12 protein-coding genes are annotated in these 15,837 nt (G+C 60.1%); 6 read left to right on the top strand and 6 right to left on the bottom strand.

Annotated elements, in window-relative coordinates:
- Positions 1-58 precede the first annotated feature (58 nt).
- Positions 59-532, bottom strand: a complete 474-nt coding sequence (locus ACN0SO_RS25975) for an Lrp/AsnC ligand binding domain-containing protein (protein ID WP_417682609.1) — start codon at positions 530-532, stop codon at positions 59-61.
- A 114-nt stretch (positions 533-646) separates the two neighbouring features.
- Here ACN0SO_RS25975 and putA point away from each other — a divergent pair, with 114 nt between their 5' ends.
- On the top strand, positions 647-4,144 hold the full coding sequence (gene putA, locus ACN0SO_RS25970) for a bifunctional proline dehydrogenase/L-glutamate gamma-semialdehyde dehydrogenase PutA (protein ID WP_417682607.1): 3,498 nt from the start codon (positions 647-649) through the stop codon (positions 4,142-4,144).
- Between the two features lie 7 nt (positions 4,145-4,151).
- Here the strand turns inward: putA and ACN0SO_RS25965 are convergent, their stop codons facing one another.
- Positions 4,152-4,724, bottom strand: coding sequence for a cupin domain-containing protein (locus ACN0SO_RS25965; RefSeq protein WP_417682605.1), 573 nt, complete (start codon positions 4,722-4,724; stop codon positions 4,152-4,154).
- 288 nt (positions 4,725-5,012) lie between these two features.
- Between ACN0SO_RS25965 and ACN0SO_RS25960 the strand changes: the two genes are divergently transcribed.
- From ACN0SO_RS25960 to ACN0SO_RS25940, 5 genes are read left to right on the top strand one after another with little or no spacing between them, the layout of a single operon-like run.
- Entirely contained in the window at positions 5,013-5,834 is an 822-nt protein-coding gene (locus tag ACN0SO_RS25960; RefSeq protein WP_417682603.1) for a transporter substrate-binding domain-containing protein, read from the top strand.
- A gap of 29 nt (positions 5,835-5,863) precedes the next feature.
- On the top strand, positions 5,864-6,574 hold the full coding sequence (locus ACN0SO_RS25955) for an amino acid ABC transporter permease (RefSeq protein WP_346911539.1): 711 nt from the start codon (positions 5,864-5,866) through the stop codon (positions 6,572-6,574).
- Complete coding sequence (locus tag ACN0SO_RS25950) at positions 6,571-7,314, top strand: amino acid ABC transporter ATP-binding protein (RefSeq protein ID WP_417682601.1); 744 nt, start codon at positions 6,571-6,573, stop codon at positions 7,312-7,314. The genes ACN0SO_RS25955 and ACN0SO_RS25950 overlap by 4 nt, the downstream gene beginning before the upstream one ends.
- Before the next feature lie 20 nt (positions 7,315-7,334).
- Positions 7,335-8,342 (top strand): arginase family protein, encoded by a 1,008-nt coding sequence (locus tag ACN0SO_RS25945; protein WP_417682599.1) that lies wholly within the window; start codon positions 7,335-7,337, stop codon positions 8,340-8,342.
- 44 nt (positions 8,343-8,386) lie between these two features.
- Positions 8,387-10,837: a GcvT family protein gene (locus ACN0SO_RS25940; protein WP_417682597.1), complete on the top strand. Its 2,451-nt coding sequence runs from the start codon at positions 8,387-8,389 to the stop codon at positions 10,835-10,837.
- Between the two features lie 89 nt (positions 10,838-10,926).
- Here ACN0SO_RS25940 and ACN0SO_RS25935 read toward each other — a convergent pair whose 3' ends face one another.
- The 4 genes from ACN0SO_RS25935 to ACN0SO_RS25920 form a co-directional block, all read right to left on the bottom strand.
- Positions 10,927-12,807 carry a tetratricopeptide repeat protein gene (locus tag ACN0SO_RS25935; RefSeq protein ID WP_417682595.1) on the bottom strand — a complete coding sequence of 627 codons (1,881 nt, stop codon included), beginning with the start codon at positions 12,805-12,807 and terminating at the stop codon, positions 10,927-10,929.
- 230 nt (positions 12,808-13,037) lie between these two features.
- The gene (gene pseB, locus ACN0SO_RS25930; RefSeq protein ID WP_417682593.1) at positions 13,038-14,090 is read right to left on the bottom strand and encodes a UDP-N-acetylglucosamine 4,6-dehydratase (inverting); all 1,053 of its coding nucleotides are present in this window, start codon (positions 14,088-14,090) and stop codon (positions 13,038-13,040) included.
- A 311-nt stretch (positions 14,091-14,401) separates the two neighbouring features.
- On the bottom strand, positions 14,402-15,118 hold the full coding sequence (locus tag ACN0SO_RS25925) for a cytidylyltransferase domain-containing protein (protein ID WP_417682591.1): 717 nt from the start codon (positions 15,116-15,118) through the stop codon (positions 14,402-14,404).
- Complete coding sequence (locus ACN0SO_RS25920; protein WP_417682589.1) at positions 15,115-15,816, bottom strand: WbqC family protein; 702 nt, start codon at positions 15,814-15,816, stop codon at positions 15,115-15,117. Before ACN0SO_RS25920 ends, ACN0SO_RS25925 begins: the two co-directional genes overlap by 4 nt.
- Between the last annotated feature and the right edge of the window lie 21 nt (positions 15,817-15,837).

Here is a 15,837-nt window from a genome sequence, read left to right as displayed (position 1 = left end):
TTCGGGGTTTCGGCCCGGGCCGATATCGCAAGGCGCGTCCGTTGATCCGCCTGGATGATCAAAAAGCCAAATCCTTGACCGCTTCCATGGTCACATAGGTCGATGTGTTGGAGACGTGCGGCAGGGCGGTGATCGTTTCGCCCAGGATCTTGCGATAGCTCTGCATGTTCGCGGTGCGGACCTTCAGGAGATAGTCGAAGGAGCCGGCGATCATGTGGCACTGTTCGATCTCCGGAATTTTCTGGACCGCGGCGTTGAAGGCCTTTAGCGCCGCTTCCCGCGTATCCGACAGGGTCACCTCGGTGAAGGCGACATGCTCCTTGCCGAGCTTCTGCGGATTGAGCACCGCCCGAAATCCCTGAATATAGCCTTCGTCCTGCAACCGCTTCAGCCGCGTCTGGCAGGGGGTTTTCGACAGGCCGACGCGGCGCGCCAGGTCCGTAACCGGCAGCCGCCCATCCGATGAAAGAATATCAAGGATTTGCCGATCATATCGGTCCAATTGCCTAACTTCTTCTATATTCTTAGCCATATGACCTGAAAGAATCCTATTTTTAAGTTCTATCTCTATAAAGTCGATTGATATCAGGGAAATATGCCTTTTGAAAGCATGCGATACTGAAACCTCCTGATACGAGGTCCTGCCATGAACGAGCTGAGCGCGCCGCGGAAGCAAATGTCCGAACTCCATCTGGCGGAGGACGGCGCCGTCCTTGAGCGCCTGACGGCGAAGTTTCAGCCCGACCCCGGCCGGAGGCGCGCCATTGCGACCAGGGCACACTCCCTCGTGGAGGCCATCCGCGCCGATGCGGCGCCCGGCCTGATGGAAGTCTTTCTCGCCGAATACGGTTTGTCGACCGACGAAGGCATTGCCCTTATGTGCCTCGCGGAGGCCTTGTTGCGGGTTCCCGATGCCGAGACCATCGACGATCTGATCGAGGACAAGATCGCACCGTCTTCCTGGGGCCGCCATCTGGGCAGGTCGTCCTCCTCCCTGGTCAATGCCTCCACCTGGGCGCTGATGCTGACCGGACGGGTCCTGGATGACGAAAAGTCCAGGGGCGTGGCGCAGGTGCTGCATGGCGCCGTCAAGCGGGTCGGCGAGCCGGTGATCCGCATGGCGGTCAAGGCGGCCATGAAGGAGCTGGGCAATCAGTTCGTTCTGGGCGAAAGCATCGACAGCGCGCTTTCCCGCGGAAAGAGCTCGGTCAAGAAGGGATACACCTACTCCTATGACATGTTGGGTGAAGCCGCGTTGACCGCACGCGATGCCAGGAAGTTCTTCAACGCCTACAGCGACGCGATCAAGACGATCGGCGCCCAGGCCAAATCGGACGACATCCGCGACAATCCCGGTATCTCGATCAAGCTTTCCGCCCTGCATCCGCGCTACGAGGTCGGCCAGCGCGACCGCGTGATGAGTGAACTGGTACACAGCACGCTGGCCCTGACGCTGTTGGCCCGCGAGCACAACATCGGGCTCAACATCGATGCGGAAGAGGCCGATCGCCTGGATCTGTCTCTCGATGTGATCGAAGCGGTTCTGCGCGACAAGCGCCTGGCAGGCTGGGACGGTTTCGGCGTGGTCGTCCAGGCTTACGGTAAGCGGGCGGCACCCGTGCTCGACTGGCTCTATAATCTCGCGGAAAAGCTTGACCGCAAGATCACGGTCCGTCTCGTCAAGGGCGCTTATTGGGACAGCGAAATCAAGCGCGCGCAAGTGGAAGGCCTGGACGGGTTTCCGGTCTTTTCCCGCAAGTGCGCCACCGACGTCTCCTATATCTGTTGTGCCGCCAAGCTGCTCGGCATGACCGACCGCATCTATCCGCAGTTCGCCACGCACAATGCGCATACGGTTTCGGCCATTCTCGAACTGGCGGAAGACAAGTCCGCCTTCGAGTTCCAGCGCCTGCACGGCATGGGCGAAGTGCTGCACCGCCAGGTCAAGCAGAACGAGGGAACCCGTTGCCGCATTTATGCTCCCGTCGGAGCCCATCGCGATCTTCTCGCTTATCTGGTCAGGCGCCTGCTCGAAAACGGCGCCAATTCCTCCTTCGTCAATCAGATCGTCGACGAAAAAGTCCCGGCAGCCCAGGTCGCCGCGGACCCCTTCGAGGCCCTGCCCGCGGACATGGAAAAGCCCGCCGCCCATGTCCAACGCCCGAGCGATCTGTTCGCGCCGGAGCGGATGAATTCGAAAGGCTGGGATCTCCACGACGACCGCGACCTGGGCGACATCGACCGGAACCGCAAACCCTTTCTCAAGGCCACATGGGTCGCGAAGCCACTTCTGGCGGCCGAATTCAGGGGTGTCGCGCCCAGAACGGTTCACAGTCCCTCCAATCCCGGCGACCTGATCGGCACGCTGACAGAGGCCACGCTTGAGGACGCCGAAGCCGCCCTGGATGCCGCAGGCGACTGGAGCGACTGCCCCGGCCCGCAACGGGCGGAGATCCTCAATCGTGCCGCCGCGCTCTATGAGCAGAATTTCGGCGAGATCTTCGCCGCCCTGACCCGTGAAGCCGGAAAGACCCCGCCAGACGCGATCGCGGAGCTGCGCGAAGCGGTCGACTTCCTGCGCTATTATGCGGCCCGGATCCCCGGGCTCGGCGAACGTAAGCAGCGTGGTCTGTTCGCCTGCATCTCGCCCTGGAATTTCCCGCTTGCCATTTTCACCGGACAGATCGCGGCCGCCCTGGCCGCCGGCAACGGCGTGCTGGCCAAACCGGCCGAGCCGTCGCCGATCATCGCAGCGATTGCGGTGAAGCTGCTTCATCAGGCCGGTGTTCCGCGCAGCGTTCTCCAGTTGCTTCCGGGCCGCGGCTCGGTCGTCGGCGCGAAGATCGTCGCCGATCCGCGTATCTCCGGCGTTTGCTTTACCGGATCAACCGGCACGGCGCAGATGATCAATCGCTCCATGGCAAAGCGCGCCGCACCCGATGCGCCCCTGATTGCCGAAACCGGCGGCTTGAACGCCATGATCGTCGACTCCACCGCGCTACCCGAACAGGCCATCCGCGATATCGTCAACTCCGCTTTCCGCTCTGCCGGCCAGCGCTGTTCGGCGCTCCGCATCCTGTTCCTGCAGGAAGATGTCGCCCCGGCCTTCCTCGAGATGCTCTATGGCGCAATGGATGAACTGGTCCTCGGCAACCCGTGGGATTACAGCACCGACGTCGGCCCGGTCATCACCGAGACGGCGCGCAAGGAGATCGAGGCGCATATCGAAACGGCCAGATCGGAGGGCCGGTTGCTCAAACAGCTGAAGCCCCCCAAGGAGGGGACGTTCGTGGGCCCCGCCGCCATTCGCGTAAAAGGCATGAAGGACATGCACCGCGAAATATTCGGACCGGTCCTGCACATCGCCACGTTCAAGTCTCACGATGTCGACCGCATCCTCGCGGATGTCAACGCCAGCGGCTATGGCCTGACATTCGGTCTGCACACCCGGATCGACGACCGGGTCGAGCATGTGACGACGAGCCTCAATGTCGGCAATATCTACGTCAATCGGAACCAGATCGGCGCGATCGTCGGGTCCCAGCCGTTCGGCGGCGAAGGCCTGTCGGGAACCGGGCCAAAGGCCGGCGGGCCGAACTATGTCCCGCGCTTTACCCGATTGCCCGAACGGCCTGTTTCCAAAGCCGACCCCGCCGGACCGGTGGAACTCAAAACCGTGCAGCAGGCCCTGGACAACTTGCCCGACACCGGGCGCACGATCCTGAAAACTCTGGAAATGCCTGGACCCACCGGCGAATCCAATCAGCTCTCCTTCTATCCGCGCGGCAAGGTCCTGTGCCTTGGCCCAACGCCCGAGGATGCCGCAGAACAGGCGCAGATCGCCCAGGAGAACGGCTGTCCGGCCCTTGTCGTCTGCCCAGGCGTGAACGACGGCTCGGCCATCGCGGGTTTCCTGGACCGGGACGATCTCACCGGACTGTCCGGGGTTTCTGTGGTCGCATTGTGGAGCGATGAGGCCGACTTGCGGGCCACCCGCATGGCACTTGCGAAACGGGACGGACCGCTTGTTCCGCTGGTGACCGATCGCGACATGGCCGGCTATTGCCATCTCGAGCGCCATGTTTGCATCGACACCACCGCCTCCGGCGGCAATGCATCCCTGCTGGCTGCGGCCGGCGCTTAGCGCAATTTCAGTTGCGAGGGGGCGGTGAGACGATGAACAGGGCTTCCGCCGGTTCCGTGTCCGAATTGTTCTTGAAGGTATGGGGGAGCCTCGGGTTGAAGCTCATGGTGTCGCCTTCATCGAGAACGGTCGTCTCCCCTTCCAGGGTGATCCGCACGCTGCCCTTGAGCACGAACACGAACTCTTCCTGGGAGTTGACGCTGTAGAGCTCATCCCCGCCGCCGCCACCCGGCCGCATTTGCGAGAGGATCGCCTGGAACCTGGATTGCTGGTGCGCGTTGATCAGAAAGTCGTCGATGTCGATGCCGCCGAACTTGATGGACAGCCGTTCCGACTTCCGGATGACCTGTGACTCGTTGTTGGGAAAGAGCGCACCGATCGGCATGCTCAGGGTCTCACAGATCCGCAGAAGCGAGGCAACGGAAGGCGAGGTTTTGTCCCGTTCCACCTCGCTCAGAAATCCCTTTGTCACCCCGATGTTTTCGGCCACGTCGCTGAGCGTCATGCCCAGTTCCTGACGGCGCTGGCGCAGCTTGTCCCCGATATTGATCGAAGGCTTGTCTGTGGGTGTGAGCGCCATGCGTTTTTATCCTCAAGAGTCGTTGCTTGACGGCTTCGATATCAGCCGACTGTCGTCCTAGTCAAAAGTTAGAAGCGGCGCAAAAGCGACCTTTTGCGAAGCGAATTTGTGCATTCCCGAGGCTTTTGGCGGTCATCCTGCCCAATCGGTAGGCAATTTTGTATATTAATAACATAAAAAGTCCTCTGTAAGCGAAATATATTGACAGGATCACCAGTTAAATAGATTACTAAGTTCGCTAATACCGAACAAGCGCTCACATGCCTTCCAGCCTTGAAGGAGCCTGATATGTCCAGATCTTCCAGAAAATTCGCTGCCGCGGTCACCGCTGTCGCGGCCCTTATCGCCACCCCGGCCCTAGCGGCGTCAGACTCACCCAGTTTCGTTGAGGACGGCGTGTTTTCCGTCTGCCAGGACCCGACATTCCCGCCCATGGAGTTCATGTCGGCAGAACAGAAGCCGGTCGGCGTGGACGTCGATGTGGTTTCCGCCCTCGCCGCGCACTGGGGCGTCGAGCCCAAGGTCATGACCATGGATTTCAGCGGCCTTCTGCCGAGCCTCAGCGCCTCCCGCTGTGATGCGGTAATCAGCGGCACGCTTCTGACCGAGGAACGGCAGAAGACCTTCGACGGTGTCGGTTACCTGAACACCTTCATCGTCATCGTCGCCAAGAAGGGTGCTGCACCCTTTGCCAGCGTCGAGGATCTCGCCGGCAAGACCATCGCCGCACAGTCCGGCACCAAATATGTCGAAGAGCTCAACCAGATGAGCGCCGCGCTGGAAGCCAAGGGGCTGTCTGCGATCAACGTGCAGGTCTATCCCAAGCAGACAGACGCGATCCAGCAGCTGCAGGTCGGCCGCGTCGACGGCGTGATGACCCAGGACACGGAAGTCGCCTATCGCGAATTTGAAAATCCCGGACAATTCGAAACGGTCTGGACCGTGCCGCTGGAAACGCCCCAGCCTTACGCCGCCTATATCCGGCCCAATGGCGACGACAAGGCCAAGCTTGCCAAGGCAATCGCCGCCCTGATCGCGGATGGCACGCTCAAAGGCATCGTCGAAACCTGGAAACTGTCGCCGTCGCAGCTCGCCGGCATCGGCGAGTGATTGCCTGAACCCAAGCAGAAGAGGGCGTGATGGAGTTCGATACCCAGGTTTTCTGGTCGGCCCTGACATCGGCTGCCTATCTCAAGGGTGCGCTCATCACGCTCTCCCTGACCGTGATCAGCCATGCGACGGCGATCGCCATATCGCTGCCCATGGCACTGGTGCTGAACGGATCTAACCGTGTGGCACGTACCCTCGCCACCGGCTACGTCCTGATCTTTCGCGCTGTCCCGCAGCTTCTGCTGCTGCTCTTCGTCTGGAACGCGCTGCCGCAATTCATCCCCGTATTCCGGGAGCCATGGTTTAACCCGTTCCTCGCCGCCTGGCTGGCGCTCTCGCTCAATGAAGCGGCCTACCAGGTGGAGATCAATCGCGCGGCCTTGCGTGCGGTCGATCACGGGCAAGGGGCTGCAGGCATTGCCCTCGGCCTGACCCACACGGACGTATACCGTTTCATCGTCTTCCCCCAGGCCGCGCGCATAGCCCTTGCGCCGACTGTCAACGAGTTCATTACCTTGTTGAAAATCACCTCGCTTGCCTCGGTGATTTCCCTGCAGGAACTGATGACGGTGACCCAGATCTCCGTCGCCCGCACCTTCCAGTTCAGCGAGTACTATCTCGCGGCCCTGATCTACTACCTGGTCATGGTCTTCACCCTGATGGCGATCCAGAAACGCATCGAACGCCGCTTTGCCTGGGAAAAGACCGGCATGCCCGGCTCGGTAGGAGGCGCAAGATGAGCGGGACTGAGATCATCCGCCTGGAAGGCGTGCGGAAAAACTACGGGGACTTCACCGCCCTCGACAATGTCAGCCTTTCGGTCTTCCAGGGCGAAAAGATCGTGATCTGCGGGCCTTCCGGTTCGGGAAAATCCACCCTGATCCGCTGCATCAACGCCCTTGAGCACCACGATGCCGGCACGATCACCTTTGACGGCCAGCAGCTTTACGCCCCCGGCGTATCGCTCACCCATATCCGGCGCCACGTCGGTATGGTGTTTCAAAGCTTCAACCTGTTTCCGCATCTGAGCGTGCTGGAGAACTGCATCCTTGCGCCGAAACGCACGCAAGGCATCTCCGACGCCGAGGCGCGCGACCGGGCGCGCGGCTATCTCGACCGGGTGCACATCCTCGACCAGGCCGACAAGTATCCGGGCCAGCTTTCCGGTGGCCAGCAGCAACGCGTGGCGATTGCCCGGGCGCTGTGCATGGAGCCCAAGGCGATGCTGTTCGACGAGCCGACCTCGGCGCTCGATCCGGAGATGATCGGCGAGGTGCTCGACGTGATGACCGATCTGGCCGAAACCGGCATGACCATGATCTGCGTGACCCATGAAATGGGTTTTGCGAAGCGGGTCGCCGATCGTGTCGCCTTCATGGACCGGGGCGCGATCGTGGAATCCGCGCCGCCGCAAGACTTCTTCGCAAATCCGCAGACGGACCGGGCCGCCGCGTTCCTGCAGAAACTGATTCATCCCTGATTTGACTAAGGAGAGACGGAATGTCTGACCCGTTCCAGAAGGCGCGCGCGGAATCGTCCGCATGGTATTGGTGGGGAGTACCGACGTTCTTCCGCTGCGAGCATGATTTCGACCCGGCCAAATGCGATATCGGCCTGGTTGGCGTGCCGCACAGCTCCGGCAACGGGTCGACCGAACGGGACCAGCATCTGGGACCGCGCGCGGTGCGCCACGTATCGGGCTATTACCGCAGGGCCCACGGCGTTCACGGCTTTTCGCCGTGGGATGCCGTGCGCTGCCACGATCTCGGCGATGTTCCCCTGCCCGAAGGCATGAACAACGAAGCCTGCGTCCGCGACATCGAGGCCTTCTACCGGCACCTGGATGCGGCCGGAACCCGGCCGGTCTCCATCGGCGGCGACCACTCCATTACAGGGCCGATCCTCGAGGCCATTGCCGGGGAAGGACGCAATCTCTCCGGTGGAAAGAAATGTGCGCTGATCCACTTCGATGCGCACACGGACACCTACGAGAACATGGAACACTGGAACGGCGCGCGGAAGTCGGCCGGACATTGGGCCGCCTACACCGTGCGTGACGGCGTCGTCGACGCCAGCGCCAGCACCCAGCTCGGCATTCGCGGTCACCCTTCGGCGACGATCCACACCGGTCAGGTCGGCGCGACGAGCCGCGACCTCGGCTACCGCGTCCTGACGATGGACGAGGTCGACGATCTCGGCGTTGAGCGGACCATTGAAATCATCCGCGAGCGGGTCGGCGACCTGCCGGCCTACATCACCTTCGATCTCGACTCCCTCGATCCGTCTGTGGCGCCGGGCGTTTCCAACATCGAGCCGGGCTTCGGCGGGCTGTCGATCCGCCAGGCGACCCGCATCCTGCAGGGTCTGAAAGGGCTCAACATCATCGGCGGCGATGTCGTGTGCCTGATGCCGACCAAAGACAGCCCGAATCAGATCACGGCCCAGTTGGCCATGGTGATGATGTTCGAGATGGTGACCCTGATCGCCGCCGGCATGACCGGAAAATAACAAGCGCGGATCCGCGTCAAGGCAGGAACGGACGGGAGGAAGACATGAACGAAGTGCCCGCACGGTGTGACGTCGCAATCATAGGTGGCGGCGTCGCCGGCTGCTCGATTGCCTATCACCTGACAAAGATCGGGATCACGAACGTGACCCTGTTCGAGCGCAAGCAACTGACGAGCGGTACCACGTGGCATGCCGCCGGGCTGGTCACGCAATTGCGCGCGACCCGCAACATGACCGAGCTTGCCAAATACACCGGCGAACTCTTCACCAGCCTTGCTGCCGAAACCGGTCAGGAGACCGGCTATAAGCAGAATGGCGCGCTCCGGCTCGCCACGCACGAGGCACGGCTGGAGGAGTTGAAGCGCGGCGTGTCCATGGCCCGCAATTTCGGCCTGGAGGCGCATGTCCTGTCCGCAGGAGAGGTCGCCGAACGCTACCCGCTGATCCGCAGCGACGATCTGGCCGGCGGCATCTGGATGCCGAAGGACGGCCAGGTCAATCCGGCCGACGTGACCATGGCGCTCGCCAAGGGCGCACGCACGGGCGGGACGAAGATCTTCGAAAACTGCCCCGTTCACGCGATCCTGATCGAAAACGGCAAGGCCGTCGGCGTCCGTCTGGAAGACCGGGAGGTTCGCGCCGACAAGGTGGTGATCGCCGGCGGCATGTGGTCAAGGGACTTCGCCGCCCGGTTCGGCGTGTCCCTGCCGCTGCATGCCGCCGAGCACTACTACATGGTCACCGAGGCCATGCCCGAGCTCACCCGCGACCTGCCGATCGTTTTCGTCGGTGACGAATGCTCCTATTTCAAGGAGGATGCGGGCAAGCTGCTGTTCGGCTTTTTCGAGCCCGACGCCAAGCCCTGGGGGCATGAAGGCATTCCGGAGGATTTCTGCTTCGGAACCCTACCGGAGGATCTCGAACATATCTCGCCCTATCTTGAAAAGGCCATCGAGCGCTACCCGTCGCTCGCGCATACCGGCATCCAGCTCTTCTTCAACGGTCCGGAAAGCTTCACGCCGGACGACCGTTACCTGCTGGGCGAGACGCCGGAGGTGGAGAACCTGTTTGCGGCCTGCGGCTTCAACTCCGTCGGCATTCTGTCTTCGGGCGGTGTCGGCAAGGCGCTGGCCGACTGGATCCGCGACGGCTATGCCCCGGTCGACCTTTCGGATGTCGACGTCCGGCGCATGCAGCCGTTCCAGTCGAACAGGACTTATCTCTACGACCGTACGAAGGAAACGCTGGGGCTGCTGTTCAGCATGCATTGGCCCAGCCTGCAGGTCGAGACCGCGCGCGGCGCAAGACGCAGCCCGTTCCATGATCGGCTCGAAGCGGCAGGCGCCTGGATGACGGAAGCGGCAGGCTGGGAACGGCCCGGCTTCTTCTGGAAACCCGGGCAGGAGCGCGCGGTCGCCTATTCCTACGGAAAGCCCAGCTGGTTCGGCAATGTCTCAGAGGAGTGCCGCAACGTTGCGGAAAACGTCTCGCTGTTCGACCAGTCCTGTTTCACGAAATTCCGCTTCGACGGCCGCGATGCCTGCCGGGTGCTGAACCGGATCTGCGCCAACCAGATCGATGTGCCCGCGGGCAAGATCGTCTATACCCAATGCCTGAACGAGCGCGGCGGGATCGAAGCCGACGTGACCGTGACCCGGCTCGCGGAGACTTCGTTCATGGTTGTCTCCGTCGCCACCAGTCAGACACGGGACATGTCCTGGTTCCGCAGGCAGATACCGGACGACGCGCGTGTGTTCATCACCGACCTGACCTCAGGCCTGCCGATGCTGGGCGTGATGGGACCGAAATCGCGGGCGCTGCTGCAGCAGCTTTCGGGTGCCGATTTTTCCAACAACGCGTTTCCCTTCGGCACCAGTCAGGAGATCGAGATCGGTTATGCCAAAGTGCGCGCAAGCCGGCTCACCTATGTCGGCGAGCTTGGCTGGGAACTCTACATTCCGGCCGAGTTTGCCCAGCACGTGTACGACCGGCTTGTCGAGGCGGGCACGGAGTTCAACCTCGGACAAGCCGGATATTTCGCGCTCAATTCGCTGCGAATGGAGAAGGGTTACCGTCACTGGGGACATGATATCGGCCAGGACGACACGCCTTGCGAGGCCGGTCTTGAATTTGCCGTCGCTTACGACAAACCGGGCGGCTTTCTCGGTCGCGAAGCCTTGCTTCACGGATGTGCGGGCTGGCTTCCCCGTCGCAAGCTGGCGCAGATCCGGGTGGACTGCGACGGCCCCATCCCCTTCCTCTATCATGAGGAGCCGATCCTGAAAGACGGCCGGATTGTCGGCTCGGTAACGTCCGGCGCCTACGGCCACCGGCTCAACGCATCGCTCGGAATGGGCTACATCGGCCATCCGAACGGCGTGACGAAGGAGTTCATCGAGAGCGGAAACTTCGAGGTCGAGATCGCTTGCGAGCGGTTCCCGGCAGCCGTTCAGTTGGCGCCGTTCTACGATCCGAAGAGAAGCCGGCTCGCTTAGGCGTTTTTGTTATACACACTCTCTGCGAGCTACGTTCCGATCGCGGACCGGGAAAGTTCAAAAGTCTCGGTCCGCTTCGGCACCATTCCCTACAGCCCCAACCGCCTGTTCCGGGCCTCGGGGGAAAAGTCCTTCAGAAGCTTCCCCAGTTCCTCCTTGAGCACCGGAACGATTTCCTTTGTCGGAAGCCTCTCGTCTATTTCGCAGTAATGCGTCGTAGGTAAGGTAAGGATGTATTTCCCTTCCAGAAGCGGCATCAGATAAGGCGCGCCCCAACTCAGAACCGGAATGTCCAGGACCGCGGGCAAGACGGATGCCGAGGTATTTGCGGCAACGACGAAATCGCAGATCGCGGAAAGAGACATTGCGGAATCCAGGTCGTCGAACAGATCCACATCCGGGAAATCGATAAAATTCCCGTTGGTATGCTCTTCCAGGAAACGCAGTTCTTTTTCCACGCTGACATATTGCAGGTTTACATAGGTCACACCGTCGAACGCCATGACGGGGCAGAAGTCCGGCGCGGACAGATAGGACCTCATCCGGGATGTTGCCAGGTTCTGCGATCTCCAGGAGACGCCGACAATCGGCCCATCTGCGCGATCTTTCAGGCGTTCCAGGAAACCGAGTGCCTGATCCCGGTCGAACTTGAACGCCGGCCTCCTGGCCTTTGCATACGCCTCGCGGCTGCGGCGGAAATGACCACCCAGATCAGAGATGGCGATCTGGCAGTCATAATCGGGTTTGGCCGACGGATCATCGGCATTGTATGGAATCCTCGTCCCGCGGCACTCGATGTCCGGAAAGGTTCGCTGAAACAGTTTTACGGTCTTGGGCGGGCCTTCGTAAATGATCCTGCCGCCACGCTCGAGCAGATCATGCAGCATGATGCCCGAGACAATGGTGTCGCCGATCCCCTGATCCTGCCAGACCAGAAGGGTTTTGTCCGTTAGATCGCCCCCATCCCAGAGGGGGACATCGAACTCCCGGCTCATGACGCCACCCAGGCCCTTACCGGCGAGCCTTGCCGGGTGCAGATCCCAGCCTTTTTCGAAGTCCCCAAGAGCCATGTACGTCAGCGACAGGTTCCAGTCGATCTGGGGATTGTCCCCATTGGCCAGGCGCTTGGCGAGCAGGAAGGATTCAAGCGCCTCTTCCCGGCGGCGCATGAACAGGTAGCAAAGACCGAGGGTCACGTGACGTCCCGAGTCTTTCGGATCGGCACGGACCGCATCTTCCGCAAAGGAAAGTGCCTCATAGGGCTGGCGGATCATGTACAGATATTTGGCGGCCTGATGCTTGATATCGCCATCGTCAGGAAAACGTTTCAGCGCATCCGCCAATTCCGTTTCGACAGTGTCGTAGTCTTCGAGTGTCAGTCGACACCAAATCAGGGCCGCACGGTGTTCGGCGTTGTCCGGCTCCTTCTGTACCAGTTTCTCGAAGATGGACAGGGCCTTCTCGTGTTCCTCTTTTTCCATCAACAGCTTGCCAAAGTTACGGTAACCTTCCAGGTAGTTGGGAAAGTCGGACTGCAGCTTCTGGAAAACACGTTCAGCCTCAGGCTTGCGCCCTAACTTGAACAGCGTGATGGCCTTCAGGTTGATCGCTTCGACCTGCCCGGCATCCAGTCTGATCGCTTTTTCCGCGTTCTGGAGGATCTCTTCCAGGGAGCTCTCGGGAAGATCCGCCTGAGCGCGGGCCAGGTTCGTGAAGAAAGGCGCTTTGTCCGGAGAAAACTGGATTGCTTTCCCGATGTATTCGATGGCCCGTTTCGGATATCCGAGCTGGCGATAGGTGACACCGAGAAGATGGTTCGCATCGGCATTGCGCGGGTGTTTTTTCAACACGGATTTGTAGATGCGCAAGGCCTTTTCAAGTTTGCCGGAAGACTGCAGGGCAATCGCTTTTTGCAGAGAGGCTACGACCGGGTTGGTGGGTGTCTGCCTGAGAACCTGTTGCCTTGCCATGAGAACGTCTTCCCGCCGTTGAATACGCTTTCAGAAAAACCACGTACCGGTCTACAAGTTCGAAACCGTATAGAATTGAACCTGGATCACATCTATCAGGCAAACCAATACATGCGCTCTCCAAGCCCGCTTCAGAAGATCTAACAAATAAAAGAGCCGGCGCGCGTGTACCAAAGCTCCTATCAACAACTTATGGAATTGCTCCGGCTTACCTTTTCCGGAAGCTGCCCCTAGGCATCCACCAGATCCAGCATCCGGCGCAGGCTCTCCTGATCGAGCCACCAGTCATTCGTGGCGCTGGAATAGGAAAACTCCGCAGGAACCGGAACTGCGTTCAGCGTCTCGCGGAACGAGCGGCGGCCATAATCGACGAATTCGGGTTCGATTGCGTACCGATCACCAAGGTCAACAGTAACCCGGGCATCATCTTCCCCGATCATCATTTCGTGTATCTTTTCGCCGGGCCGTATCCCGACGACTTCGATCGGCAGGTCGGGTGCGATCGCCTTTGCCAGCATGGTGATCGAAGAGCTCGGAATTTTCGGAACGAAAATTTCCCCGCCCTGCATCACCTTGAAACTCGAAAGAACGAAATTGACGCCCTGCTGCAGTGTGATCCAGAACCGCGTCATCCGCTCATCGGTGATCGTGAGCGCCTCCCCCTTGCGGGCAATCTCACGGAAATACGGGATGACCGAACCGCGGGAGCCGGCGACGTTCCCGTAGCGCACCACGCAAAAGCGTGTCCGACCGGAACCGACCAGATTGTTCGCCGCGATAAACGCCTTGTCGGAGGCGAGCTTGCTGGCGCCGTAAAGATTGATCGGATTGCACGCCTTGTCCGTCGATAGCGCGACGACCTTCGCCACGTCCTGGGCGATCGCCGACGCGATGACATTCTCGGCGCCGACGATGTTCGTCTTGACGCACTCCATGGGATTGTATTCTGCGATCGGCACATGTTTGAGCGCAGCCGCATGAACCACGATGTCGATATCCCGCATGGCCATTTGCAGCCGCGGCCCGTCGCGAACATCGCCGATGAAGAACCGCAATCGGGAAAACTGATCGCCGGTCAGTTCCCGCCGGAGCGCATGGGACATCTCGAACTGCTTCAGTTCATCGCGGGAATAAATGACCAGCCGGTTCGGCATCCAGTTGGACATCACCGTCCTGACAAACCGCTGCCCGAATGAGCCGGTCCCTCCCGTCACCAGGATACTTCTGCCGGTGAGGTCGAGCAGATCCTGACTGAAATCATTCAAACCGAATTCATTGGCCATTCTTGTTTTCTATCTCTGCCGTCATTCCAGCTTCGGGAATGTCTTCCGAACATAAGAATACCAGGCACCCGAAAAACACATCAAACAAACAATGAGGATGCTCAAGCGATTCGGCCACAAGAGAACGTGCGCAGGATCGCTTTTGCACGTATTTTGATTAGATACTCAGATCTAAATACTAACAAAGAAGAAAAGGCGGAATTGAAACGCAAGCATTTCAGGTCGCCGGTTGTAAAAAATCCGGACTGATCACCAATAAAATATTGAAAGCACCTCAAGAGAAATGGGAAATAGAGTTGCCGGGACTAAAATCAGGTCCCGCCTTCAGATTGTTTTTGCAGCATCGCCCGGTACATCATGCCGGCATGCTCCCAGTCTTCCGGCCAGTTGATATCGGTGGCGCGCCAGCTTGGCACGACATAGGCCCTGAACTTCGTATAGTCGCCCGCGCCGGTGCTCTTGAGAATATAGTCGGGCGAATAGAAGCAGAACATGCCGGCGTCGTAGTAACCGGCGGACAAATCCTGCGTTCGCCGGCTCAAACCGTCCGCATTGAACGGCAACAGGTCTTTCTGATCGGTGATCGTGAAGGCGTGATCGATCGGGGCGGGAAAAGGAGCCACCGCCAGCAGGGCCTTGTCCGGATCACCGGCCTCGAATTCGGCGCAGGCTTTCTTCAGATCCTCCGGATCGACCAGAGGGCTGGTAGCATAAATCAGGCAGACCGTATCGAACTTCTGTCCCCGCGCCACGTATTCCCCCACCACGTAGCGCAGCAGATCCATGATGGTGACATAGTCATCGGTCAGCTCCACAGGGCGGCCGAAGTCCGGTTTAATACCGCAATCCTCCGCAACCCGGGCGATCGCGTCACTGTCTGTCGACACGTGAATGACATCGTAAATGCCGCTCGCCTTGGCTGCGTCGATCGCATGCGCGATCATCGGCTTGCCGAAAAAGTCTTTCACGTTCTTATGCGGAACGCGTTTCGAACCTGCCCGCGCCGGTATGACACATAGTCTCTTCATGGGTGTCTTATCCCTTCGCTCAAGATCCCTTCGCGCATGATCCGGCCCGCCTCAGGTCCGCAATTCATCAACAGATCCAGCACCGACATGTAGGGCTCGAAATCCCCATGGACCTGTGGCCAGTCCGGGTGCTCATAGGCAAAGTAGCGAACCGGGATACCCGCCTCTTCGAATTCATCCGCGGCATCGAGATAGTCCTTCGATCCGGGCGGCGAGATATAAATATCCGCGCCGCATTCTCTGCAAATGTCGGCAAGCAAGGCCGCTTTCCGCCCAGCGACATTCATGCGGGATGAGAACGCAACAGGCGTATCGATATCGAGCCGGTCCTTGAAAAATTCGATCAGGGCGATGTTCAGGTCGAGGAGATGGCGGATGTCCCGGGACAGGAGTGCAAAGACGTCTTCCGCATAATCCTTGTAAAACGCCGCCTTGCCGTAACCGTGCTCGATCGCACCGATCATCTTGCGCGGAAAGTCGGGCGTGTCCCGGTTGATCAGAACATCGCGGATGGCCTGATCGCTCTTGCCCCTGGAGATGACGGGAACCGTGAGCCACTGCGGTCCATTGGCGGTCTTGATCCGGTTGCGTTGCTGCCAGCTGCGCTTGTCGAACTGGACGTGATCCAGAAAAACGAATTCGTCGACATGATCCATCAGCGCCATGTAGCCCGTCCACGGCAGGAAGGTCGGCTGCATGATGGCAACTTTTTTACCCAA

Source organism: Roseibium sp. (genome assembly GCF_048260565.1).
Taxonomy (GTDB): Bacteria; Pseudomonadota; Alphaproteobacteria; order Rhizobiales; family Stappiaceae; genus Roseibium.
This window is presented reverse-complemented; position numbering and strand designations above follow the sequence as displayed.